At 74.1% G+C, this 23,339-nt stretch carries 18 protein-coding genes and 3 pseudogenes; 13 read left to right on the top strand and 8 right to left on the bottom strand.

Going from position 1 to position 23,339, the window contains the following annotated elements; genetic code table 11:
* Positions 1-97: 97 nt before the first annotated feature.
* Complete coding sequence (locus ACFYTT_RS26725; protein WP_176094419.1) at positions 98-1,084, bottom strand: LacI family DNA-binding transcriptional regulator; 987 nt, start codon at positions 1,082-1,084, stop codon at positions 98-100.
* Positions 1,085-1,264: 180 nt separating this feature from the next.
* Between ACFYTT_RS26725 and ACFYTT_RS26720 the strand changes: the two genes are divergently transcribed.
* Positions 1,265-2,542: an MFS transporter gene (locus ACFYTT_RS26720; RefSeq protein ID WP_387263395.1), complete on the top strand. Its 1,278-nt coding sequence runs from the start codon at positions 1,265-1,267 to the stop codon at positions 2,540-2,542.
* Between the two features lie 86 nt (positions 2,543-2,628).
* A complete protein-coding gene (locus ACFYTT_RS26715; RefSeq protein WP_387263196.1) occupies positions 2,629-2,964 on the top strand; it encodes a hypothetical protein in 336 nt (111 codons plus the stop codon).
* A 31-nt stretch (positions 2,965-2,995) separates the two neighbouring features.
* Here ACFYTT_RS26715 and ACFYTT_RS26710 read toward each other — a convergent pair whose 3' ends face one another.
* The gene (locus ACFYTT_RS26710; protein WP_387263193.1) at positions 2,996-3,757 is read right to left on the bottom strand and encodes a class I SAM-dependent methyltransferase; all 762 of its coding nucleotides are present in this window, start codon (positions 3,755-3,757) and stop codon (positions 2,996-2,998) included.
* Positions 3,758-3,928: 171 nt separating this feature from the next.
* Here ACFYTT_RS26710 and paaI point away from each other — a divergent pair.
* A pseudogene (gene paaI / locus ACFYTT_RS26705) lies at positions 3,929-4,369 on the top strand (hydroxyphenylacetyl-CoA thioesterase PaaI); the annotation flags it as partial.
* 166 nt (positions 4,370-4,535) lie between these two features.
* A complete protein-coding gene (locus tag ACFYTT_RS26700) occupies positions 4,536-5,102 on the top strand; it encodes a dienelactone hydrolase family protein (protein ID WP_176095887.1) in 567 nt (188 codons plus the stop codon).
* A gap of 636 nt (positions 5,103-5,738) precedes the next feature.
* On the opposite strand, the pseudogene ACFYTT_RS26695 reads toward ACFYTT_RS26700, so the two are convergent.
* A pseudogene (locus tag ACFYTT_RS26695) lies at positions 5,739-6,917 on the bottom strand (adenylate/guanylate cyclase domain-containing protein); the annotation flags it as partial.
* Between the two features lie 200 nt (positions 6,918-7,117).
* On the opposite strand from ACFYTT_RS26695, the gene ACFYTT_RS26690 reads away from it, so the two are divergent.
* The 5 genes from ACFYTT_RS26690 (at position 7,118) to ACFYTT_RS26670 (ending at position 15,353) form a co-directional block, all read left to right on the top strand.
* Positions 7,118-10,003 (top strand): helix-turn-helix transcriptional regulator, encoded by a 2,886-nt coding sequence (locus tag ACFYTT_RS26690; protein WP_131056253.1) that lies wholly within the window; start codon positions 7,118-7,120, stop codon positions 10,001-10,003.
* Between the two features lie 84 nt (positions 10,004-10,087).
* Positions 10,088-10,858, top strand: coding sequence for a DUF5995 family protein (locus ACFYTT_RS26685; RefSeq protein ID WP_131056251.1), 771 nt, complete (start codon positions 10,088-10,090; stop codon positions 10,856-10,858).
* Positions 10,859-11,115: 257 nt separating this feature from the next.
* Positions 11,116-11,511: a hypothetical protein gene (locus tag ACFYTT_RS26680; protein ID WP_387263189.1), complete on the top strand. Its 396-nt coding sequence runs from the start codon at positions 11,116-11,118 to the stop codon at positions 11,509-11,511.
* Positions 11,512-11,516: 5 nt separating this feature from the next.
* Positions 11,517-13,607 (top strand): amino acid transporter, encoded by a 2,091-nt coding sequence (locus ACFYTT_RS26675; protein WP_387263186.1) that lies wholly within the window; start codon positions 11,517-11,519, stop codon positions 13,605-13,607.
* Between the two features lie 174 nt (positions 13,608-13,781).
* Complete coding sequence (locus ACFYTT_RS26670) at positions 13,782-15,353, top strand: right-handed parallel beta-helix repeat-containing protein (RefSeq protein WP_176094414.1); 1,572 nt, start codon at positions 13,782-13,784, stop codon at positions 15,351-15,353.
* Positions 15,354-15,613: 260 nt separating this feature from the next.
* Here the strand turns inward: ACFYTT_RS26670 and ACFYTT_RS26665 are convergent, their stop codons facing one another.
* The 5 genes from ACFYTT_RS26665 to ACFYTT_RS26645 all read right to left on the bottom strand — a co-directional run bounded on the left by ACFYTT_RS26665 (position 15,614) and on the right by ACFYTT_RS26645 (position 20,026).
* Entirely contained in the window at positions 15,614-15,820 is a 207-nt protein-coding gene (locus ACFYTT_RS26665) for a hypothetical protein (RefSeq protein ID WP_117228195.1), read from the bottom strand.
* Between the two features lie 224 nt (positions 15,821-16,044).
* The gene (locus tag ACFYTT_RS26660) at positions 16,045-17,142 is read right to left on the bottom strand and encodes a hypothetical protein (RefSeq protein WP_387263183.1); all 1,098 of its coding nucleotides are present in this window, start codon (positions 17,140-17,142) and stop codon (positions 16,045-16,047) included.
* A gap of 221 nt (positions 17,143-17,363) precedes the next feature.
* A complete protein-coding gene (locus ACFYTT_RS26655; protein ID WP_131056048.1) occupies positions 17,364-18,713 on the bottom strand; it encodes an NAD(P)/FAD-dependent oxidoreductase in 1,350 nt (449 codons plus the stop codon).
* 14 nt (positions 18,714-18,727) lie between these two features.
* Positions 18,728-19,075, bottom strand: coding sequence for a TcmI family type II polyketide cyclase (locus ACFYTT_RS26650; protein WP_131056046.1), 348 nt, complete (start codon positions 19,073-19,075; stop codon positions 18,728-18,730).
* A 144-nt stretch (positions 19,076-19,219) separates the two neighbouring features.
* Positions 19,220-20,026: a BTAD domain-containing putative transcriptional regulator gene (locus ACFYTT_RS26645; protein ID WP_176094411.1), complete on the bottom strand. Its 807-nt coding sequence runs from the start codon at positions 20,024-20,026 to the stop codon at positions 19,220-19,222.
* A 309-nt stretch (positions 20,027-20,335) separates the two neighbouring features.
* On the opposite strand from ACFYTT_RS26645, the gene ACFYTT_RS26640 reads away from it, so the two are divergent.
* From ACFYTT_RS26640 to ACFYTT_RS26625, 4 genes and pseudogenes are all read left to right on the top strand, one after another.
* Positions 20,336-20,662 carry a TcmI family type II polyketide cyclase gene (locus ACFYTT_RS26640; protein ID WP_131056042.1) on the top strand — a complete coding sequence of 109 codons (327 nt, stop codon included), beginning with the start codon at positions 20,336-20,338 and terminating at the stop codon, positions 20,660-20,662.
* Entirely contained in the window at positions 20,659-22,347 is a 1,689-nt protein-coding gene (locus tag ACFYTT_RS26635) for an acetyl-CoA carboxylase carboxyltransferase subunit alpha (protein WP_387263180.1), read from the top strand. The genes ACFYTT_RS26640 and ACFYTT_RS26635 overlap by 4 nt, the downstream gene beginning before the upstream one ends.
* The gene (accB, locus tag ACFYTT_RS26630) at positions 22,344-23,084 is read left to right on the top strand and encodes an acetyl-CoA carboxylase biotin carboxyl carrier protein (RefSeq protein WP_387263177.1); all 741 of its coding nucleotides are present in this window, start codon (positions 22,344-22,346) and stop codon (positions 23,082-23,084) included. Before ACFYTT_RS26635 ends, accB begins: the two co-directional genes overlap by 4 nt.
* A gap of 11 nt (positions 23,085-23,095) precedes the next feature.
* Positions 23,096-23,221 (top strand): annotated as a pseudogene (locus ACFYTT_RS26625) (biotin carboxylase N-terminal domain-containing protein); the annotation flags it as partial.
* Positions 23,222-23,339: the final 118 nt, after the last annotated feature.

The raw sequence follows: 23,339 nt of genomic DNA, 5'->3' as shown, positions 1-23,339 counted from the left end.
AGCGATCAGTCAGATGGCAGTCGCCGATCTTACCGATTTCCGGTCACATTCGGCCGAGTCCCCGTACCGCTGAATTGGATATCCTGAAAGATTGTGGTCAGGCGCTGTCGCGGCGCACCAGTGCGGACGGGAAGCGGGTGCGCATCGGGGCGTGCCGGTGCTCCAGCACCATGGTGGCGGCGGCGCTGGCGATCTGGCGTACCGGGTGACTGGCGGTGGTCAGGGCCGGAGCCGTCACGGCGGCCAGCGGGATGTCGTCGAAGCCGGTCACCGCGACGTCGCCGGGCACCTGTACGCCGTCGGCGCGGAGCCGACCGATCACGCCCAGCGCGGTCGCGTCGCTGATCCCGACGATCGCGTCCGTGTCCGGCCAGCGGCGCAGCACCTCGCGGGCGGCGGAGCGGCCCCGCTCCACGGAGAAGTCGCCGACCACCTCGCGCGTCGGCAGGCCCGCGTCGCGCAGCAACCCCCGGTACGCGTCCACCGAGCGGTTCGCGCAGGTCAACCACGGGGGGCCGGTGACCATCGCGATCCGACGGCGACCGCCGGAGTAGAGGTGACGGACGATGGCCTCGGTGGCGCCGCCGTTGTCGATGTCCACCGACGGCACGGTGGCCGAACCGACCCCGATCGACACCGCTCGCCCCCGCAGCCGGCGCGGCACCAGTTCCAGCAGAGCCGGGGTCGTGTTGACCAGGATCAACCCGGTCACGCCCCGGTCGTCGGTCAGCCGGACCAGCCGCTCCGGGGCGTGCAACGGCACCCAGTCGACGGTGACGCCCAGGCCGTGTGGTGCGCAGACCCGCGCGGTGGCGCCGAGCACCTGGTCGACGTAGCTGTCGTCGAGCACGGCCGGGTCGGTGCCGGCCACCGCCACCAGCAGCCGTACGCCGGTGCCGTGCACCAGCGCCCGGGCGGCCGGGTTGGGTACGTAGCCGAGCTCGTCCACAGCGGTGCGTACCCGCTCCCGCGCGGTCGGTGACGCGAACCCGTTGCCCGCGATGACCCGTGACGCCGTGGAGCGGGAGACTCCGGCGGCTCGGGCGACGTCGTCCAGGGTTGCCGGCCGGCGTGCCGTGGTCATTGGTGTCTCCCTGTTGCCCTCGGCCCGCCTGGTACGCGGGCTCCCACCCGCATCATGCCTCGCCGGACGCCCGGGGGTAAGGACCGGAGATGGATTGTGGTGGTAGCGCTCCCAGGTGTGTGATCGTTGCCTGCGCCCCCACCGCCGTCGAGAGGACCGGGAAGTTCCATGGATCCCGTCATCAGCACGCCCGCGACACCGCCGGTCACCTCGGGTCCGCCCCGGGCGGTGCTGGCCGCCCGCAACGGCGTGGCGGTGGTGTTCGCGCTCAACGGGTTGGCCGTCGCGACCTGGTTCTCCCGGGTGCCGGCGGTCCGCGACGGGCTGGAACTCAGCCCCGGTCGTCTCGGCCTGCTCCTGCTCGCCATGTCCATCGGCGCGATCGTCGCGATGCCCACCGCCGGTCTGCTCACCCAGCGTCTCGGCGCGGCCCGCGCGGTGGTGTTCTCCACCACCGTGGTCGCCCTCGGCCTCACCGTGGCCGGGGTGTCGGCGGTGGCCGGCTCGTTGCCCGGGGTGGCGGTGGGCCTGTTCGCGCTCGGGTACGGCTCCGGCAGTTGCGACGTGGCGATGAACATCGAGGGCGCGATCGTCGAACGCCGCCTGGGCTGGACGGTGATGCCCCGGTTCCACGCGGCGTGGAGTCTCGGTTCGGTGGCCGGTGCCGGTCTGGGCGCCGGGGCCGCCCGGCTCGGCCTGCCGGTCGCCGTCCACCTCGGGGTCCTTGCGGCGGTGGTGCTCGTCGGCACGCTGCTGGGCGCCCGCGCGTTCCTGCCCGCCGCACCCGGTGCGGAGAGCGAGGGCGCCGGTGGCGGTCGAAAGTCCCTGCTCGCCGCCTGGCGGGAGCCGCGCACCCTGCTCATCGGTCTGGTGGTGCTGGCGGCGGCGTTCGCCGAGGGCAGCGCCAACGACTGGATCGCGGTCGCCTTCATCGACGGGTACGGCTTCAGCGAGGCAGCCGGCGCGGCGGTCTTCGCCGTCTTCGTGACCGGCATGACCGTGGGTCGGACGCTCGGCACGGTGGCCCTGGACCGGTGGGGGCGGGTGCCGGTGCTGACCGTGACCATCCTGCTCGCCATCGTCGGCGCCGGTGTGGCGATCCTGGCCGGCTCCGGCCCGGTCGCGGTGGTCGGCGTGGTGCTGTGGGGGATCGGCGCCTCGCTCGGTTTCCCGGTCGGGATGAGCGCCGCCGCCGACGAGGAGGAGCACGCCCACGTCCGGGTCAGCGTGGTCGCGGTGATCGGGTACACCGCGTTCCTGGCCGGACCGCCGTTGCTGGGGCTGCTCGGTGACCGGATCGGCACGCTGCACGCGTTGCTGGTGGTGCCGTTGCTGCTGCTGCCGACCCTGCTGCTGGTGCGGGTCACCCGTCCGCCCGTCTCCGGCGCCACGGGGGAGCCGGAGCGGGCGGGCGCCCCGGAGCCGGAGCGGACGGGTTCTCCCCGTCCGGAGGCGTAGCGACCAGGGCCCGTACATCGGCCGTCCAGGGAACTGCCAGGTCCGGGTGCTGCACTGGGAGGCACGCCGAGGAGAGGAGCCGGGCAATGGGCTGGTTCAGCCGGCGGCCCCGGGCCGCAGAGGGCACCCCGACGAAACTGGACCGCGAGGCGACCCCGGAGGACCTCGCCTCCCTGGAGGAGTTCGCGACCAGCCGGCAGGGGGTGGAGTTCTATCTCGAACCGGAGACCACCGCCACCGACACCACCGTGGTCGCCATCGCGCACGACGGTGAGTGGATCCGGCGGCGTACCGGGACGCCCCGGGCCGCCGGGAGGATGGCCCGCAAGCACGCCATCCCGCTGTACGAGGCGACCAAGGTCGGGTACCCGGAACGGATGCGGGCCTGGAACCGGGCGCACCCGGAACGCCGGGCCCGCTGACGGGTCCGTCCGGTGGCCGCCGCGCGGGCGGTCACCGGACGGCGACGACCGCCGCGTCCGCGCCGCCGCGCCAGAGCGTGCCGACCTCGGTGAAACCGGCCTCGGAGAGCGCGCCGAGGTGCCAGGAGACCGGCGGGTTCCACTCCTGGCTGTGTCCCGTCGGATAGATGGCGTGGCGACGCTCGACGAGGGGCCGCAGCTCCGGGTCCTGCGCGGCGTGCTCCCACCACTGCGCCCAGTTGGGCACCGCGCCCGCCGCGTAGCGCGCCGCCCGGCGCGCCTCGGCCCGGGCGAGCAGGCGTGTGGTCAGCTCGGGCAGGGTGTCGTCGGGCATGTGGTCGGCGTTGACCAGCAGGCCGCCGGGGCGCAGCACCTCGCGGACCTCGGCGTAGAGCCCGGTCAGCCGGTCGGCGGGCAGCCAGTGCAGCGCGGTGGCGGTGAGCACCGCGTCGTAGTCACGGTGCGGCAGGGCGTCCACCCAGTCCGGCCGGTTGAGGTCGGCGGTGACGATGGTGGCCCGGTCGCCGAGCGAGGCGGTGGCGAGGGCGAGCAGGGCCGGATCGAGGTCGACCAGGGTCACCTCGGCGTCGGGGAAGCGGCGCAGCGCGCGCAGCGAGATGGTGCCGGTGCCGCCGGCCAGGTCCAGCAGTCGTGGTGCAGCGGTGGTGTCGCGGACCGCGTCGACCGCGTCGAGCATGGTGGTGAAGCGGTGCTCCCGGTCCGGCAGGTACGCCTCCTGTTGCCGGTCCCAGCTCTCCTGCCACGCGGCGGCATCGGTCATGTAAGGACTCATGGCGAGCAGGCTAGTTACATCGGCGGGTCGGTGTCCAGTCTTGTTGCCAACAATGTGCAACTGCGAGACAATGGCGGGGCGATGATCAGTGCCGGGCCGGATCGGGGACACCGATCCGGCCCGGTCGTCGTCACGGGACCCGCCGCGCCGGGCGCACCGGGCGGCGGTGGCATGATGGCGGTCCCCGGGGCGCAGGGCCCCGCCGACCACGCCGGGAGCCAGGTGGACCCGCGCACCGCCGCGCACGAGATGTTCGAGGCCGACGTCGCGTCGAACCGACTCGGCATCGAGTTGGTCAGCGCCGCGGGCGGCGCCGCGGTGGCCCGGATGCGGGTCACCGACAGCATGGTCAACGGCCACCGCATCGCCCACGGCGGCTTCGTCTTCCTGCTCGCCGACACCGCCTTCGCGCTGGCGTGCAACAGTCACGGCCCGGCCACCGTCGCGGCCGGCGGCGAGATCACCTTCGTCCGCCCGGCTCGCGAGGGGGACGTGCTGTCCGCCCGGGCCACGGAACGGACCCGGTACGGCCGCAGCGGAATCTACGACGTCACGGTGAGCCGCGCGGACGGACAGGTAATCGCCGAGTTCCGGGGTCACAGCCGGGTCCTCCGGCCGGACGCCGGTGCTGGGGACGGCGTAGCGGCTCCGGCGCGGCCGGACGGCGCACCGGAGTCGGCGTCACCGGACGGCGGACGGGCCGGGGTCGACCGAGACTGACCGCGCCATCCGCGCGCGGCGGTCCGACGGTGTCGGTGCCGTCCGGCACGATGAGCGGATGGCACATGTCGCACTCTTCCACTCCGTGTACGGGCTGCGGCCCGCGGTGCGGGACGCGGCCGACCGGCTGCGCGCCGCCGGACACCAGGTGCACGCGCCCGACCTGTACGAGGTGCCTGCCGTGGACACCGTCGAGGAGGGGTTCGCCCTGCTGAGCCGGATCGGGCAGGAGACGGTGCTGGACCGCGCCCGGGCCTCGCTCGACGGACTGCCGCCCGACACCGTGCTCGCCGGGTTCTCGATGGGCGCCGGGGTGGCCGGCGCGATGCTGGCCGAACGCCCCGACAGCGGCGGCCTGCTGCTGTGGCACGGCACCGGTGGCGCCCCCGCCGACGTCCGAGCCGGGCTGGCCGTCGAGTTGCACCTGGCCGATCCGGACCCCTACGACCCGCCGGGCGAGGTCGACCAGTGGCGGCAGGAGATGACCGCCGTCGGTGCCGACGTCACCGTCTACGGCTACCCGGGGGCGGGCCACCTGTTCACCGATCCGGCCGTGTCCGACCACGACCCGGCCGCCGCCGCGCTCGCCTGGGAGCGCGCGCTGGCCTTCCTGGCCGATCGCTGACCCCGACCACGCCGATCCCGGCGCCGCCGTGCCTGCCGCCGGTCGCGCCGCCGATGCCGGCCGCGTCGAGCCTTCCGCCAGTGCCGGCTCGGCGTCGGCGTCGGAGGTCGGGACACCGGCCCGGCGGGTGAAGGTGGCCAGCGTCGCCCGGGGGAGCCGGGCGACGGCGACCTCCCGCAGCGCCGGATCGACGAAAGCGTGCCCGCCGGTGGGCAGCCGGACGAGCAGGCCCGCCCCGGTCAGGGCACGCAGGGCCGCCTCCACCTGCGCCGCCGCCCAGCCGAGTGCCCGGGCCAGGTTGGCGACCGGGCAGCCGGGCGGCAGGGCGGCGACCGCCATCAGGGCCGCTCGCCGGGTGCCGTCGAGCCGGTCCAGCCGGGCTTCGGCGGCCCGCCGGATGCTCTCCGGCACCGGCAGCCGCGCCGGGTCGGCCCCGGCGAGCGACCGCACGTACGCCACCGCGCGTCCGGGGTTGCCGCCGACCAGCGGGATCAGCCGACCCACCAGACCGCCCGGCTGACCGGCCCGGCGCAGCAGCCGGCGTAGCAGCCGGCCGACGGTCACCGCGTCGAGTGGACGCAGCCGGACCCGGGCCGTCGGCCGGGCGGAGTCGACACCCGCCCCGGTGCCGACCAGCACCAGCGGCAGGCCGTCCGCGGTGGCCAGGTCGACCAGCGCGTCCAGGTGACGGCGCAGTGCCGGGGCGGCCCGGTCCAGGTCGTCCACGGCCACCACCACCGGCTGACGACGGGCCAGCCCGAGCAGGACGTCCCGCCAGCGCACCGCCGCCCGGGCCCCGGCGGCGCCACCGACGCCGGCCACCAGATCGTCCACTGTGTCCAGCGCCGCCGCCAGGTGGTCGCCCGACACCGACCCGCCGAGTGCGGCGGCCAGGCGGTCGCGGAGCACACCGGCGCTTGCGGCGGGGGTACGGCTGCCGGCCAGCGTCCGCACCAGACCCACGACGGGCGCCAACGGCCCGTCCGGGTACGGCGGGCAGGCGGTCAGGCACCACCGCACCGGCATCCCGTCCACCGTCGGCGTGCTGCGGGCCAGCTCGCGCAGCAACCGGCTCCGCCCGCTGCCCGACGGACCGGTCAGCACCAGCCGCCGGACGCCGCGTCCGCGTACCGCCTCGGCGAGCTGTTCCCGGACGGCGGCCAGCTCCCGGTGCCGGCCGACCAGCGGCGTGTCGTGACGTGGAGGCCGGGGCGGCAGCGTGCCCACGGCGTGCCAGACGCCGACCGGCAGCGTCTTGCCGCTGACCGTCACCGCCGGCACCGGGCGCAGCGCGATCAGGCCGGCGACGGCCCGGTGCGTGGTCTCGCAGACCGCGACACCGCCGTGCGGCGCGTGTTCCTGCAGGCGGGCGGCGAGCGTGATCACCGCGCCGCTGGCCATGCCGTGCCCGCCGTCGCGCCCGGCGGCCAGGTCCACCACGGCCTCGCCGGTGGCCACCCCGACACGGACCCGCAGCCCGGGCGCGGTCGCTAGTGGCCGGCGGTCCAGGGCCCGCTGGACCTCCAGCCCGGCCCGCACCGCCCGGTACGCCTCGAAGCCGTCCCCGGCCCGCGCGCCGAACAACGCCATCACCGCGTCGCCCACGTACTTCTCCACCACGCCGTCCCAGCGCCGCAGCACCCGGGCGACCGTGCGGAAGTAGACCCGTTGCAGTGTGCGGACGTCCTCCGGGTCGAGCCGGTCGACCAGACGTGTCGACCCGACGATGTCGACGAAGAGGACAGTCAACGTCCGTCGTTCCTCAGCTACCGGCCAGCGCCCCCGCTGAGCCGGCTGACCTGCGACAACCGACATGGGCATCGAGATCGCACCCGCCTCTCCCCCCGTGCGTGCCAACGATGTCCCGGAGACTGTCATCCCCGGTCCGACGGCGGATCTGCCGAACGACGTATGTCGGCCGAGCGCAACCTTCGGTCGCAATGTCGACGCGAGTGGGGGAGGGGCGGCGCGGCGGCGGTAGAACGGGGGCGGCGGCTGTGACTAGGCTGCGAGCCATGGCCAGCGACGTGGACACCACACCGCTCGTCGGTCGGGCCGACCTGGTGGCGACGGTACGCGCCGCGTTGCTCGACGACGTGGCGCCGGGAAACACGGCCGGGGTCTTCCTCACCGGCGAGAGCGGCGTGGGCAAGACCCGGCTGCTGCACGAGGTGGGCGGGCAGTTGAGCGCGGGCGGTGCGCTGGTGCTCACCGGTTCCTGTCTGGACATCGGCGACGCCTCACCGCTGCACCCGTTGCGGCAGGCGTTGCGGCGTCTCGACGCGGACCTCCCGCCGGCCGCGACCGCGTCGGTGCGCGCGTTGCTCGGGGTGTTCGCCGAGGACGCCACCGGGCCGGACGGCGCGGGGGCGCTGCTGGAGCGGGTGTCCCGGGGACTGGGCGTCATCGCCGGTGGCCGTCCGCTGGTGCTGGTGCTGGACGACCTCCAGTGGGTCGACCGGACCACCCGACAGTTGCTGCTCTATCTGCTCGCCGGTCTGGGCGACCTGCAACTGTCGGTGCTGGCGGCGGTGCGGTCCGAGTCGTTGCAGGGCGCGCACCCGCTGCGTCGCGTGTTGACCGAGTTGCGCCGGCTGCGGTCGGTGCGGGTGCTGGACCTGGCGCCGCTGGACCGCGCCGCCACGGAGGAACTCGCCGCCGCGATCGTCCGGGCCCCGGTCGCGCCCGAGGCGGCCGACCGGCTGTGGCAACGCAGCGGGGGCAACCCGTTCGTGGTGGAGGAGTTGTCCCGGGACCTGCGCGACGGCCGCGACGACCTGTCCGACACGTTGCGCGAGGTGTTCCTGGCCCGGGTGGACGCGTTGCCGCAGCCGGCGCACCAGGCCGTGCACGCGGTCGCCGCCGGGGTGGAACCGGTCGAGCACCGGCTGCTCACCGAGGTGGTCGGGCTGCCCGAGCAGGACCTGCTCACCGCCGTCAAGGCCGCCGTCGCGCACCGGCTGCTGGTCGGCTCCGAGGACGGTTACCGGCTGCGGCACCGGCTCGTCGCCGAGGTGCTGGAGGACGAGCTGCTGCCCGCCGAACGCGCCCTGCTGCACCGGCGTTACGCCGAGGCGCTGACCTCGGCGCCGGGTGAGCTGCACCAGGCCCGGCTGGCGCACCACTGGCGGTTGGCCGGTGAGCCGGATCGGGCGTTGCCGGCGGCGGTGGCCGCCGCCGAGGAGGCCGAGCGGCTGTACGGCTACGCCGAGGCACACCGCCACTGGTCGGTGGCGGTGGATCTGAGCCAGGGCCGGGCCGGGGTCGACCGGGCGGTGCTGCTGGGCCAGGCCGCCGAAGCCGCACACAAGAGCGGCGAGTACGCGCGGGCGCTGACGCTGCTGGAGGAGTTGGCCGCCACCGACACCGGCCCGCCCGCCTGCGAGCTGCACATCCGGCGGGCACGATATCTGGCCGCCGCCGGACGGTCGGCGTTGGCCGAGGTGGAGTACCAGCAGGCGCTGGACGCCGCCGACTGCACGCCCCGGCAGCGGGCCGCCGCCGCCGCACACCTGGCGGAGCTGCTGGTGCACCTCGGCCGGTACGCCGACGCGGGCCGGCGGGCGCGGGAGGCGCTGGCCCTCGCGGAGCAGGTCGAGGGCGCCACCACCGAGGTGGTGCTGGCCAGCGCGGCGTTGGGCTTCTCCGAGGCGTACCTGGAGGATCCGGATGCCGGGCTGGCGGTGCTGCGGCGGGCGCTGGACACCGCCGAGCGGGCCGGCCGTCCGGAGGACGTGGCGCGGGCCTACCTGCACCTGGCGGAGCTGCTCACCGGGCCGCTGAACATCCTCGAAGAGGGGGTGGTGGTGGCCCGACGGGGTGCCGAGCGGGTGGCCGAGCTGGGATTGGGTCGTGCCTACGCGACCCGGCTGCTGGCCGTCGCCACCAACGGGCTGTTCCGGGTGGGGCAGTGGGCCGAGGCGGAGAAGGTCGTCGCGGCGGCGCTGCGGCACCGCCCGTCCGGCGCGGACGCGGTGGAGATGCTGCTGGCCCGCTGCCGGCTCTCGGTCGGGTACGGCGACGTCGAGGCCGCCGACCGGGACCTGGACGCGGCGGCCACCATGCTGGCCGGTGGCGGTGCCCGGCACGTCATCCCGCTGCTCACCCTGCGCGCCGGCCTGGCGATGTGGCAGGGGCGGCACGACGTGGCCCGGCACGCGGTGCAGCGCGGCCTGACCGAGAGCCGCTCCGACGATCTGGTGATCCTCGCCGTGCTGGTCTGGCACGGGCTGCGCGCGGAGGCCGAGGCGCACGCCAGCCGCACCGTCGCGGTGGACCAGAACGCGGTACGCCGGTTGCGCGAGATCGCCGACCGGGTGGCCGGGCGCAGCGTGCCCGCGGCCCGGCCGGTACGCGACGTGGTCGACGGATATCTGGCGCTCTGTGCCGCCGAGGTGAGCCGCCTCGACGACAGCGACCCGGACCTGTGGGGCCGCGCGGCGGCCGAGTGGGACCGCCGCAACCACCCCTACCCGGCGGCCTACGCGCGGCTGCGTCAGGCCGAGGCGCTGCTGGCCCGCCGTCGCCGTACGGCGACCGCCGGTCGGCTGCTCCGGGAGGCGTACCAGATGGCGCAGGGACTCGGTGCGGTGCCGTTCACCGAGGAGATCCGTACCCTCGCCGGTCGGGCGCGGGTGGAGTTGGAGGAACGCCCCTCCGGGCGGGTCGAGCCGCCACCGGGTGCCGGTGACGAGCTGGCCGCGCTGACCGCGCGCGAGCGCGAGGTGCTCGCCGCGGTGGCCGAGGGGCTGACCAACAAGGAGATCGGCCAGCGCCTGTTCATCAGCGAGCGGACCATCGGCGTGCACGTCTCGCACATCTTCGACAAGCTCCACGTCCGTACCCGGGTCCAGGCGAGCGCCATCTTCCTGCGTAGTCGGGTGTCGGTGTCGGATACGTAGTTCTACTGATGTCGGCGGTGTCCCCGCCTGAAAGGCTGTGCCCGGCGTCGGGGAGACCGGGGCCGGGAGCAGCGAGGGGGCAGCGTGAGTGAACCGGTCTGGGGGCCAGTGCACCGGGACATCGTGGACCTGCTCGCCGATCACCCGGCCGACGTGCCCGCCGTCGTCGACCACCTGACCAAGCTCCAGGACATGCTGGTCCGGCTGCCACCGCTGCTGGACAGCTGCCCGCTGGCCGACTTCAACAAGCTCTACCTCACCATCACCACGAGCGTGTTGGACGGCCTCTACGCCGACCGGTTCGTCGACCCGGTCTTCCTGTCCCGGCTGGACGTCGAGTTCGCCGCCCGCTACTTCGACGCGCTGCGGATGTGGAGCGACTCCAGCCCCAATACGCCCAAGGCGTGGGCCTGCCTCTTCGACCGGATGCGCGGCCCGGACGCCCGGCCGTTGCCGTCGGCGGCTGCCGGCGTCAATGCGCACATCAACTTCGACCTGCCGTTCGCGCTGGTCACCACGTTCGACTACCTGGAGTCGGAGCCGGTCGAGGGCAGCGACCAGCACCGCGACTACCTGGAGATCAACAAGATCTTCGCCGACAAGATCCCCGGTCTGCGTCGGGGCTACCTGGAGCAGTGGCAACTGCTCATCGACATGGTCAACGGCGACATCGACGACTGGTACCAGGGTGAGCTGGTCGAGTACACCCGGGATGTCGCCTGGCGCAACGCACAACGAATCTGGCGATGCCGGCACGACCCGCATCGACACGAGCGCGAGCGCGCGCGGCTGGACCAGACGGCCGCCGCGCTCGGTCGGTTGCTGCTGTCGCCTCTCGGGGCATTCCTGCAGTAGCCGGGACGGGGGGTCCCCGCGCCTCGCCCGACGGCGAGGCACGGGGGCATCCGACCCGCCCGGGCGCCGTCGCCCGGTGGTGAGCACGGGGGGAAACAGGAGGCCGGCCGGCCTGGGGGGTGTCGGCCGGCCTTCGCGGGGTACGCGGCGCCCATGACCGCTGCCTTCCGGCGTCCCGCCGCACGGCCCCGCCCGCGTCCCGCCGCACCGCCTCGTCCGAGTCGGCCGGGGGACCGGGTCGGCCGACGGGTCCGGGGATGACCACGCACCTCTTCCCGTTCCGGTTCGACCCGGTGCTGCGCCCGCTCCTGGCCCTGCTCGGGGTACGGCCCTCCACCGCCTGGGTACGGGTCGACGGCGACGCACTGACGGTGCGGTTCGGCCCCTGGCGGCTGCGCACCCAACGGGCGAACGTCGTGGACACCGAGACCACCGGCCCGTACCGCTGGTGGCGGGTGGTCGGCCCGCGCCTGTCCGCCGCCGACCTCGGAGTCACCTTCGGCAGCTCCACCGCCACCGGGCTCTGCGTCCGCTTCGCGCGACCGGTGCCGGCGCTGCTGCCGGGCGGCCGTCCGCGCCATCCCGGGCTGACGGTGACCGTCGACGACCCCGCCGCCCTGGCCCGCGCACTGGCCGTACCGCCCGGCGGCTGACCGCGATGGGGGACGGGACCAGAGCGCGACGGGGCCGGGACCGGCGCCGCCCGGCGTCCGGGACACCGGAGCCGTCGCTGCGGGCGGCGCGGGACCCGACCCGCCCCGGGGAACGGGCCGGCCGACGGGTCACCGTGCCCGACCGGGTCGCGGTACCGGCCGGACCGGCCCGGCCGGAGAGCCGGCTGCGCCGGTGGCTCTTCGTGCACCAGGTGCAGCCGGTCGGCCCGGAGACGGCCGAGGGGCAGACGAAAGCACACGCCTGGTGGCGGGTGATGTGCCTGACCGGTGTCGACTACTTCTCCACCCTGTCGTACCTGCCGGGCATCGCCGCGCTGGCCGCCGGGGCGCTCTCGCCGCTGGCGACTCTGCTGATCGTGGCGCTGACCCTGTTCGGCATGCTGCCGATGTACCGCCGGGTGGCCGGGGAGAGCCCGCACGGCCAGGGTTCGGTGGCGATGCTGGAACGGTTGCTGCCGTTCTGGCGGGGCAAGGTCTTCGTACTGGTGCTGCTCGGATTCGTCGCCACCTCGTGGATCGTGACGATCACGCTCTCCTCCGCCGACGCCACGGTGCACATGTTGCAGAACCCGTACCTGCCGGACGCGTTCGGCGGGACCGCGGTGGCGGTCACGGTCACCGTGGTGCTGCTGCTGATCCTCGGCGGGGTGTTCCTGCTCGGCTTCCGGGAGGCGGTGGCGGTGGCGGTGCCGCTGGTCGCCGTCTTCCTGGTGTTGAACGCGGTGATCGTGGTGGTGTCGCTGACCGACCTGGCCGCGGATCCGGCCCCGCTGGCGGACTGGACGGCGGCACTGACCACGGACGGCGGCGGCCCGGGTGGCGTGGCGCTGACCGCGGCGCTGGCGTTCCCGCTGCTGGTGCTGGGGCTCTCCGGCTTCGAGACCGGGGTGAGCATGATGCCGCTGGTCGCCGGGGAGGGCCGGGACGCCGAGGCCCGGCTCGCCGCGCGCATCCGCAACACCCGGCGCCTGCTCACCGCCGCCGCGTTGATCATGTCGGTCTACCTGCTCTCCACCACGTTCGTCACCACGCTGCTCATCCCGCCGGAGCAGTTCGCGCCGGGCGGTGCGGCCAACGGTCGGGCGCTGGCCTACCTCGCGCACGAGCACGTCGGTGAGGCGTTCGGCACCGTCTACGACCTGAGCAGCGTGCTCATCCTCTGGTTCGCCGGTGCCTCGGCGATGGCCGGGTTGATCAACATCGTGCCGCGCTACCTGCCGTCGTACGGCATGGCGCCGGAGTGGGCCCGTGCGGTGCGACCCGTGGTGATCGTCTACACGTTGGTCTGCATCGTGCTGACCGTCGTCTTCCGCGCCGACGTCGACGCGCAGGCCGGCGCGTACGCGACCGGGATCCTGGCGATGATGGTCTCGGCGTCGGTGGCGGTGACCATCGCCGCAGTCGCCCGGCGCCAGCGCGCCGCCTCCGTCGGCTTCACCGTGCTCACCCTGGTGCTGGTGTACGCCCTGGTGGAGAACGTGATCGAGAAGCCGGACGGGATCGCCATCTCCGGCCTGTTCATCCTCGGCATCATCGCCGTGTCGCTGGTCTCCCGGGTCAGCCGGACCACCGAGCTGCGGGCGGAGCGGGTCGAGTTCGACGAGGTGGCGCGGCGGTTCGTGGCCGATTCGGTGGCGCACGACGGCCGGTTGCACGTGATCGCCCACAAGCGGCGCAGTGGCGCGGTCAAGGAGTACACCATCAAGGAGCGCGCTCAGCGGGGGCTGAATCCGGTGCCGGGCGCCACCGACGTGCTGTTCCTGGAGATCGACGTGGTGGACCCGTCCGGGTTCCGCCACGTGCTGCGGGTCTGCGGCGTCGAGGTAGGCGGGTACCGGGTGCTGCGGGCCAGCAGCCCGGCCGTGCCCAACGCCATCGCGGCGATCCTGCTGGCGCTGCGCGACGCCACCGGCGTACGCCCGCACGCGCACTTCGAGTGGTCCGAGGGCAACCCGATCGCGCACCTGCTGCGGTACCTGATCCTGGGGCGGGGCGACACGCCGCCGGTGGTCCGGGAGATCCTGCGCAAGTCCGAGCCGGACCCGGCCCGGCGGCCGGGCATCCACGTCGGCTGACGAGCCGAGTCCCCTCTGATGCAATATGAACGCGAGTGGCTTACTTATTCACGTATGCCGGATTTGGGTTCTTGATCCTCGTACGGTGACCTCTGGTGGCGGAGGCGACGTCCGCCACCCCGCGCCCGCTTCGGCGCGGCCGTGTCTTCGCATGCACGAGAGGCAGGAACCTTGATGTCCACCTACCGAGGCAGCCCTGGGTCGGGTCGACCCGGACGGCGGTCCCGTTGGCTGTTGGCCGGCGGCCTGATGGCGGGAACTCTGGTGGTCGGGGCGGCGGGCGTGACCGCCGTCGCCTCGGCCACCGAGAGCCGGACACCGGCCCCGAGCCCGGGTCGGGCCGCCGCGATGTACTCCGACGTTCCCGGTGTCCCGGACGCCAGTCCCGGTGCGAACCGGCAGCGGCCGGATCAGCAGGGCCCGGACCGCCAGCGCCCGGAGTGGCGGCACGACGGCGGCGACGCGTCCGCCGACCGGCTGCCGACCCGCAACGGTCGCCCGCCGCAGGGCGAGGCGATCCGGGTGCCGTGCGACTCCGCCCGACTCGTCGCGGCGCTGGTCCGCGCCAACGCCGAGGGCGGCGCGACACTGCACCTGGCCGAGAAGTGCACCTACACGCTGACCCACGCCTTCGTGCAGGTCGACGAGTACGACGGCGGCATCCGCGACGCGCGGGATGCCGCGGACGCCGCCGAGACCCCGGGCGACGCCGAGGCGCCGCCGCGCAACCCGGCGGACGACACGGCCGGACTGCCGGTCATCTATCACGGGATCACCATCGAGGGCTCCGGCGCCTCCATCGTGCGCGCCGCCGACGCCGAGGAGTTCCGGTTCTTCACCGTGCGGGACGGCGGTGAGCTGACCCTGCGGGACGTGACCCTGCGCAACGGCCGGTCGAAGGTGGAGGGCGGCAGCCTCTTCGTCGTGCACGGCGCTACCGCGGTGGTCGAGGGCGTGACCGTGGTGAACAGCACCTCGCTGTCCGCCGAGGGTGGCGGCGGGGGCATCTTCAACGACGGCAACCTCCAGATCAGCGACAGCCGACTGATCGGCAACCGTGCCGCCGGTGCCCAGGGCAAGGGCGGGGGCCTGCTCAACGGTGGTGTGATGACCATGCACCGCACCGAGTTCCGGCACAACAGCGCGGTCAGCTACGGCGGTGGCCTGGCCAACTTCCGGGCCGCCGGTGACGTGTACTCCTCCACCTTCGTGCAGAACAACGCCGGGCAGGGCGGTGGAATGGCCAGCTTCTCCGCGCGTACCAAGGTGTTCGACAGCGCGGTGATCGGCAACAGCGCCCAGACCGGCGGCGGCCTGGCCAACTCGGACGCGGTGCTGATCCTGCGCCAGATGACGATCCGGGACAACCTGGCCGCCGTGGCCGGTGGCGGCATCTCCACCGTCCAGGGCCTGCTGCCGCTGGACGACAGCGTGATCCAGGACAACACCACCCGGGGCAACGGTGGTGGCATCTACGCCGAGAAGTCCAACCTGCTGGTGCGCGGCAGCGACGTGCAGGACAACGCGGCGGTCGGACCACGGTCTCGGGGTGCCGGGCTGTTCGTCACCGCCGGCACCGCCTCGCTCTACCGCAGCCAGGTGACCGGCAACCGGGCGACCGTGAAGGCCGGTGGCGCACAGGTCGAGCGGGCTCAGCTCAAGATCGACGATGACACCGTCGTGATCGAGAACAGCCCCACCAACTGCGAGGGGAGCCGTCCGCCGGTGGCGCACTGCTTCCGCTGATCCACCCGTACGTCCGGCCCTCCGCCACCCGGTCCCGGTGACCACGGCGGAGGGCCGGATCTGTCCTGGACCGTCCTGGTCGCCGGGCACCTCCCGTCGCCCAAACCCCAAAGATCACGCTCGATCCGGGATCGAGTGGCCTCGTGGCACGACGGAAGCCACTCGATCCCGGATCGAGTGGCTTCCGCATTACACCGACAGGTGATGTCGGGTGCGCGTCGGCGCGGCGCTCAGCGTCACCCGACGTCACCCGGGAAGCGTCACTGCGAGGGCTGCGGCAGTTCGCACTCGACCTGCGGGTTGGCGCCGACGTAGTTCAGCGGCCCGGCGACGATGGTCACCAGTATGGTGCCCAACTCGGCGCAGTTGGTCTCCTCGTTGTCGTAGTAGCCGCGCTGGCCGGCGGCAACCGCGCCGATGATGAGCCAGATCACGACCAGGACTCCGAATATCGACGTGCCACGCATGGCTTCCTCCACGGTCCGGTGGGTTGCACGGTGCCGGGCCTTGTACCCAGACGGACCGAACGGCCAAACGGAGGTCGGCGTGGCCCCGGCGACGAGCAGAGCGGCGGCGACTCCGACCCGCAGCAGGGCCACGGGGCGTAGCCGCCATGACGACAACGAGACGGGCCGCCGACCCGGGACGGTCCGAAGACCCGTCCGCGTCGGCGGCCCGTGGGGGCGATCGGTCAGTCGGTGCCGCCGGCCGCCAGCACCTTCGCCTGCTGCGGCCAGGTGACCAGGCTCGCGGTGGCGCGCAGTCCGGCACCCTTGATGACCTCCCGCAGCGCGGCCTCGTCCAGCTCGGCCAACTGCCGGTACGTGACGATGCCCGCACCCTGCAGCGCGGCGGCCATCTTCGGCCCGACCCCCTGGATGCGCCGGAAGTCGTCGGCAGCCCCGGCGGCAGCGGGTGCGGCCACTACGGACGCGGCGGTCACCGGCTCGACAGGGGCCGGCTCGGTGGCGACTGCCTCCGTAGCGACCGGCTCGGCGGTCACCGGCTCGGCAGGGGCCGGCTCGGTGGCGGGCGCGGTGGCGTCGGGCGACGCGGTGGCCTCGGTGGTGACCGGTGCGGTGGTGGCCGCCGTGGGGTCGGCGGCCGGGGTGGGCCGTACCGGCGGGGTGGCGACGGTGGGCCGTTCGGCGGAGTCGGTCTCGGCAGGTCCGTCGAGGGCGGACACCGGCTCCGGCGCAGTGCTGTCGGCGGGCGCGACCACCGGGTCCGGGGTGACCGGCTCGGTGGTGATCGGTTCGGTGGTCACCGGAGCGTCGACTGCCGGCTGTGCGGCGACCGGCTCGGAGTCCACCGCAGGCGCGGTCTCGACCAGCGCCGGGGTCGGCTCGGCCTGGACGGCGGCGGAGGGCTCGCCAACGGTGTTGGTATCCGCAGCGGCGGTGGGTTCGGTAGCGGCGGTGGTCTCGGCGGCGGGCGCGGTCTCGACCAGCGCCGGGGTCGGCTCGGTCTCGACGGCGGAGGTCTCGGCGGCGGAGGTGTCGGCGGCGGTCGGGACCGTCTCGGTCTCGACGGCGGTCGGGGCCGGTTCCGCGATGGTGGCGGCGGGGGCCGGTGCGGTCTCGACGGCGGCGGGGGTCGGCTCGGTCTCGACGGCGGCCGGGATCGGCTCGCTGACGGTGGCGGCCGGGGTCGGCTCGCTGGTGGTGGCGCTCGCGGTGGTCGACGCGGGAGGTTCGCCCCGTCGGCCGCGCAGCAGCACCCAGCCCACCGCCAGACCCGCCAGCAGCGCCACGAGCAGTATCAGCCAGCTCCCGAAGGAGTCGCCCACGGTAAACCTCCCTGAAGTCCTACGTCCGAATCGTCGCGAAAAAAGCTCGCCGCAGCTTCGCACACGTGGGGCCGGGGCAACAGGCAGGCCATGTAACAGTCCGTACTCGCGGGACGGGGTTCACCGCAGGTGTCCGGCGCGGAACGGACGGTGTGGACACGGTGGGTACACCGCGACCCCGGCACGGGGTCGGGTCGGGACGGATCAGTCCTCCTCGCCGCTCAGTCCTCCTCGCCGCGATAGGTGTAGAAGTCGTCGACGAACTTGCGCCGCAGCGGCGGTACCCGGCTGGTGACCCGGAAGTACCCGCGCGCGCCGAGCAGTGCGAGTCGGCCGAACACCGGCTTGTACATCCGGTCGTCCCCGCTGGTGCCGCTGCGGTTCAACGAGTCGGCCACCCGGGCGAAGCCGTACGGCAGCATCGTCGCCTCGTAGTCGGCCACCGCCTGGACCAGCGTCTTCTCGCCGGCCACGGCGCTGACCAGGTGTCGCCGCAGCAGGTTGGCGTCGCGCAACGCGGTGTTGGCGCCGACGCCCCGGCCCGGCGTCATGGTGTGGATCGCGTCACCGAGTAGCGTCACGGTGCTGCTCTTCCAGGGCGGCACCGGCTCCGACGTGGACACCCGGATCGGCAGCGCGCTCTCCGGGTCGGCGCGACTGAGCAGTTCCCGCAGCGTCGGATGCCAGTTGGCGGTCAACTCCAGCGCCACCTGGATCAGTTCCCCGCCCCGGCGGCGCAGGACGTCCGCCGGGAAGCGCCGCGCAGTGCTCCACACCACCAGGTTGATGTTGTCGCGGGTCGGGTCGTGCCGCAGCCCCGGCCAGTCGGCCAGCAGGGCCGCGTCGGCGGGTGGGACGTCCGGCTTGAGTCGCCCGTCGCCGTCCCACTTGAACTCCATCACGTGCAGGACGCCCATCACCCCACCGGTCCCGAAGATCAGCGAGATGCCGCGCCGGACGGTCTCCGGCAGCAGTCCCCGGGTGTGTGCGGTGAGCGGGATCCGGGTGGCGATGTTCACGGTGCCGGCGTCCCGGACGGTGGCGTGCGGCAGGTACTGCCGGCGGACCGCGGAGTGCGTGCCGTCCGCCGCCACCAGCAGGTCGCCGACGGCGCTGGTGCCGTCGGCGAAGTACGCGGTGACCGTGCCGTCGTCGTGCTGGTCGTAGTGGGTGAAGGTGCGGTCGAAGTGCACCACGTCCTCCATCCCGGTCAACAGCACCTGACGCAGTGTCATCCGGGCCACCGAGCGTTCGGTGTCCACCGGGTCGGTGTCCGGCCGCAACGGGAACGACGCGGTGTGCCGCATCCGCTGGGTGAGCACGTTGAAGTAGCGGGGTGAGCGGGCACAGGTGGCCAGGTAGATCCGGAACAGCTCCGGCGGCAGGCAGTCGCGCAACGCCCGGCTGCCGGTGGGCCCGATGCCCACCCGGTAGCCGAGCAGCCCGTCGGCCCGGGTCCGGTGCCGCTCGTACACGGCGACGCTGATCCCGGCCCGGCGCAGCCCGTGTGCCAGACAGAGACCGCCGGTGCCCGCGCCGATGACCAGGACGTGCGGTGTGCGGGTGGACATCAGCCGACCGCCGGTCAGCCGGCCACGCGGGGTGCCGGGACGTCGGCGGCGTCCCAGCGGTAGAAGCAGCTGGCGATCGCGTCACGGGGGGAGCGCCAGGTCGGCAGGTACGGCGAGGTGTGCGCGGAGAGCCGCTCGTTGACCTCGCGGTACAGCGGGTGGTTGCGGGCCGCCGCGAGGGCGTCCGTGCCGACGTCGTCGGTCTCCATCAGGTGTACGCACAGGTCGTGCAGGCAGTACAGGGACCGGTGGCGTACCCCGGTCAGGCTGGGCAGTTCGGTCGCGTCGGACTCGGCGAATATCTGCGCCACCCGTCCCTCCGCGCCCGGGATGATCCTGTTCACGATCACTAGACGGCTCATCGGACCCCTCTCACCGGTGTTCCCGCCCGGACGTCTCGCGCCGGGCCACGGACGGCTGTCCGATGTCACCCTCTCCGGTGGACTGTCACCTGCCCGTCAACGCGACCGGTCGGGCCGGTGACGCGACCCGCGCGGTCCGGCGGATCAGCGGGTCCGGAACCGGGCACGGCCGCCGGGGTGGCTGGTTTCGGCGGGTACCCGGGTGGCCCGGCGGATCGGTTCCAGTGTCTCGTCGAGTAGCGCGCTCATCGCCGGGGACGGTTCCAGGCGCAGCTCCCGCAGCAGCAGGTCGCGGTAGACGTAGAAGGCGTGTACCGCCTCGAAGGCGTTGCCCTCGGCGAGGTGGATGCGGACCACCAGCCGGTGCGGCGTCTCGCGTAGCGGTTCGGCGGCCATCGCCTCCAGCGCCGCCTCCAGCGCCTCGCCGTGCCGCCCGGCGGCGAGGTGCTGGGCGGCGACCTGTTCCAGCATGTGCAGCCGGAGCTGGCGCAGCCGTTCCCGGTCGGTCAGCACCCAGTCCTCGTACCAGCCGGGCAGCAGGTCGTGCCGTCCGGCGGCGAGCGCCTCGGCGGCGTCCTCGGGTGCCTGGCCGTCGCGTACCCGGGCGGCGGTCTCGACCAGCCGGTCGACGTCCACGGTGACCGTCGGGTCGAGGCGGATGGTGTCGGCGGTGGTGGTCAACGGGCAGTACGGGTCCTGCCGCAGTCGCCACAGCGCGGTGCGCAGTGAGGAGAGCGCGCGGTCCTCGCCGGCCTCCGGCCAGAGCAGACCGGCCAGGTGGGCGCGGGTCGCGTCGGGTCGCAGCCCGATCAGCGCGATGATCCGTTGCAGTCCCCGGGGCACCACCACCGGAGCGGTGTCGTGGGTGAGCCGGAAACCGCCCAGCAGGTGCAGGCGTACCTCGGCGGTCCGGTGTTCGCCGGTGGTCGGCGCGGGTGGTTCGGCGGCCACGGCGGTACCCCCTGCGGGACGGGTCGGTTCCGTCGTGAAGATTATCAATAGCGGTTACTCTGAGTCAACGCTGATGTCAGCTTAGTAACTTAAGCCTCTTCATGAACCTGGCTCTGAACTGCGAACATGTGATGATCATGGCGTTCGCCGGCACACAGGTGGGGCACAGCATGCGTCAACGGAACGTCACCAACCGTCCTCGGAGGCGAGGGTTCCGGTGACGCTCGGGTGACGCGTGGCGGCGCATCGTGGCCGCAGTCGTCCGGGCAGCCGGTGGTGTCACCACCGGCCCATGGGGGGAGGTCCAGCATGGACCGCACGCTGATCGTCGCGAAGGTGGACCCGACCGCCGAGGCCACCGTCGCCGAGATCTTCGCCGAGTCCGACACCACCGAGCTGCCCCGGCTGGTCGGTGTCCGGCACCGGTCGCTGTACCGGCTCGGTGACCTGTACGTGCACCTGCTGGAGACCGAGTCGCCCGGCGACGAGGCGGTCGCCGCCGTCCGGGACCACCCCGAGTTCCAGCGGGTCAGCGCCCGGCTGAGCCCGTACGTCTCGCCGTACCTGCCGACCTGGCGGTCCCCGCGCGACGCGATGGCCCGCTGCTTCTACCACTTCGACGGGCCACGGTCGTGACCGCCACCGCGCCGGCCGACGGCACGCTCTGGTCGCGCTGCGGCGGCTGCGCCACCCTGCTCTACCGCAAGCGGCTGCGGCGCAACCTCGACGTCTGCCCCGAGTGCGGTCGGCACGCACGGCTCGCCGCGCCCGAGCGGGTAGGCCAACTGGTCGACCCGGCGTCCTTCCAGCCGCTGTCGGACCGCGCGGCCGAGGTGGACCCGATCGGGTTCGTCGACGTGCTGCCGTACCCGCACCGGCTCACCGCCGCCCGCGCCGACACCGGGCTTCCCGAGGCCGTGCTCTGCGGCACCGCCACCGTCGGCCGGTACCGCTGCGCGCTCGCCGTGATGGACTTCCGCTTCCTCGGCGGCAGCCTCGGCTGCGCGGTCGGCGAACTGATCACCCGGACCGCCGAGGAGGCGTTGGCGGCCGGCGTCCCGCTGGTCCTGGTCACCGCCTCCGGAGGCGCCCGGATGCAGGAGGGCGCCCTGTCCCTGATGCAGATGGCCACCGTCAGCCAGGCGATCGCCGCGCTGCGGGAGGCCGGGCTGCTCACCGTCAGCGTGCTCACCGACCCGACGTACGGGGGAGTGGCCGCCTCGTTCGCCACCTGCACGGACCTGGTGATCGCCGAGAGCGGCGCCCGGATGGGCTTCGCCGGCCCCCGGGTGATCCGGCAGGTCACCGGACGGGACCTGCCGGAGGGCTTCCAGACCGCCGAGTTCCTGCTGCGGCACGGCCAGGTCGACATGGTGGTGCCCCGGCACGCGCTGCGCGCCCGGCTGACGACGCTGCTCGCCGCCGCGTCCGGCGGTCGTCGACCGGGCGTGGCGTCCCCGTCGTCGCGCCCCGCCGATCCGGGGCCGGACCCGGAGCCGGTGACCCGGGACGCCTGGGCGACGGTCCGGCTGGCCCGGCACCCCGCCCGCCCGACCACGCTCGACTATCTGGAGAGCGCCTTCGACGGCTTCACCGAACTGCACGGCGACCGGCTCGGCGGCGACTGCCCGGCGGTGGTCGGCGGACTGGCCCGGCTCGACGGCCGGCACCTGATGGTGATCGGGCACCAGAAGGGACACACCAGCGCCGAGCTGGTGGCCCGCAACTTCGGCATGGCCAGCCCGGCCGGGCACCGCAAGGCGCTGCGGCTGATGCGGCTCGCCGCGCGGCTCGGTCTGCCGGTGGTGACCCTGGTGGACACCCCGGGCGCCGATCCCGGTGTCGCCGCCGAGGAGCACGGCCAGGCCGCCGCCATCGCGGAGAACATCCTGACGATGAGCGTGCTGCCCACCCCGGTCGTCACGGTGGTCACCGGCGAGGGCGGCAGCGGTGGCGCGCTCGCCCTCGCGGTCGCCGACCGGGTGCTGATGCTCCAGCACGCGGTCTACTCGGTGATCAGTCCGGAGGGCTGCGCGGCGATCCTCTGGCCGGGCCGGACCGCCGCGCCGCAGGCGGCCCGGGCGCTGAAGCTGACCGCCCCGGACCTGGTCCGGCTCGGCATCGTCGACGAGGTGGTGCCGGAACCACCCGGCTCGGCCGCCGACGACCCGGAGGCGACGGCCCACGCGGTCCGCGAGGCAGTGCTGGCGAGCCTGCTGCCGCTGCTGGAGGTGCCGGTCGCCACGCTGGTGCAGCGCCGCCGACGCCGGTTCCGCCGGTTCGGCGCCGCCCGGAGCAGCCTGCGGGCGGGTGCCCGGTGAGCGCCACGGGCGGCACCGCGCCCACCGTCGCCGGTGCCCCGACCGTACGGCCGCCGGTGCCGGGTGTGCCGTCGCCCGGTGTCGCGACACCGACCGGGCCACCGCCGGCGCCCGCCCCGACGGACCGTGTCCCGGCGCCCACCTGCCCACCACCCGCGACGCACGCGTCCGGCGCGACGGACCCGGACCGGCCGGACGGGGGTGCGACGGTCCCGGATGGACCGGAGACGCGGGACGGGGCGGTCACCGAGGCGGCGCTCACCGACCTGCGGCGTCACGTCGTCGGGCTCGTCGCCGAGCTGCCCGGTCCGCTACGCCGGCTGCGGGTGTGCGCCGGCGGGGCCGAGTTGGAGGTGGAGTGGCGGCACGAGGCCGGATCCAATCCGCTCGCCCCGGTGCCCGCCCCGCGAACCGCATCCGCCGCTCCGGCCGTACCCCTCGCGTCGTCCGCACCCACCGGGCCGCCCGAGCCGGTCGGAGCCGCTGCACCGGTCTCTCGGAGCGCGGTGCGCTCGCCGATGGTCGGCACCTTCTATCGCGCGCCGGAGCCCGGCACCGCGCCCTTCGTGGCCGTCGGTGACCTGGTCCGGCCCGGGCAGGTGGTCGGCATCGTCGAGGCGATGAAGCTGATGAACGAGATCACCGCCGACCGGGCCGGCCGGGTGACCGAGGTGCTGGTCGCCGACGGCCAGCCGGTGGAGTACGACCAGCCGCTGGTCGCCCTGGACCCGGCCTGAGGTGGTGGACCGTGTTCGAGAAGGTGCTCATCGCCAACCGGGGCGAGATCGCGCTGCGCATCCTGCGGGCCTGCCGTGAACTGGGCATCCGTACCGCCGTGGTCTATTCCACGGCGGACGCCGACTCGGCGGCGGTGGGGGGGGGGGGCCCCCGCGGGGGGGGGGGGGGCGGGGGCCCCCCCCCCCGCCCCCGCGCCCCCCCCCCCCCGGGGGGGGGGGGGGCCCCCGCCGGGGGGGCCGCCGGGGCGGCCCCCC

Origin of the sequence: Micromonospora sp. NPDC003816 (genome assembly GCF_042874705.1) — a bacterium.
Taxonomy (GTDB): Bacteria; Actinomycetota; Actinomycetes; order Mycobacteriales; family Micromonosporaceae; genus Micromonospora.
The sequence above is the reverse complement of the archived record's forward strand: the minus strand, read 5'-3'. Positions and strand labels throughout refer to the sequence as shown.

What these genes read in the sequence shown, in the direction of transcription:
- ACFYTT_RS26665 (WP_117228195.1), bottom strand. Translation starts at nt 15,820, where the DNA reads ATGCGTGGCACGTCGATATTCGGAGTCCTGGTCGTGATCTGGCTCATC.
- ACFYTT_RS26690 (WP_131056253.1), top strand. Translation starts at nt 7,118, where the DNA reads ATGGCCAGCGACGTGGACACCACACCGCTCGTCGGTCGGGCCGACCTG.
- ACFYTT_RS26680 (WP_387263189.1), top strand. Translation starts at nt 11,116, where the DNA reads ATGACCACGCACCTCTTCCCGTTCCGGTTCGACCCGGTGCTGCGCCCG.
- ACFYTT_RS26715 (WP_387263196.1), top strand. Translation starts at nt 2,629, where the DNA reads ATGGGCTGGTTCAGCCGGCGGCCCCGGGCCGCAGAGGGCACCCCGACG.
- ACFYTT_RS26710 (WP_387263193.1), bottom strand. Translation starts at nt 3,757, where the DNA reads ATGAGTCCTTACATGACCGATGCCGCCGCGTGGCAGGAGAGCTGGGAC.
- ACFYTT_RS26650 (WP_131056046.1), bottom strand. Translation starts at nt 19,075, where the DNA reads ATGAGCCGTCTAGTGATCGTGAACAGGATCATCCCGGGCGCGGAGGGA.
- ACFYTT_RS26655 (WP_131056048.1), bottom strand. Translation starts at nt 18,713, where the DNA reads ATGTCCACCCGCACACCGCACGTCCTGGTCATCGGCGCGGGCACCGGC.
- ACFYTT_RS26725 (WP_176094419.1), bottom strand. Translation starts at nt 1,084, where the DNA reads ATGACCACGGCACGCCGGCCGGCAACCCTGGACGACGTCGCCCGAGCC.
- ACFYTT_RS26700 (WP_176095887.1), top strand. Translation starts at nt 4,536, where the DNA reads ATGGCACATGTCGCACTCTTCCACTCCGTGTACGGGCTGCGGCCCGCG.
- ACFYTT_RS26675 (WP_387263186.1), top strand. Translation starts at nt 11,517, where the DNA reads ATGGGGGACGGGACCAGAGCGCGACGGGGCCGGGACCGGCGCCGCCCG.
- ACFYTT_RS26670 (WP_176094414.1), top strand. Translation starts at nt 13,782, where the DNA reads ATGTCCACCTACCGAGGCAGCCCTGGGTCGGGTCGACCCGGACGGCGG.
- ACFYTT_RS26640 (WP_131056042.1), top strand. Translation starts at nt 20,336, where the DNA reads ATGGACCGCACGCTGATCGTCGCGAAGGTGGACCCGACCGCCGAGGCC.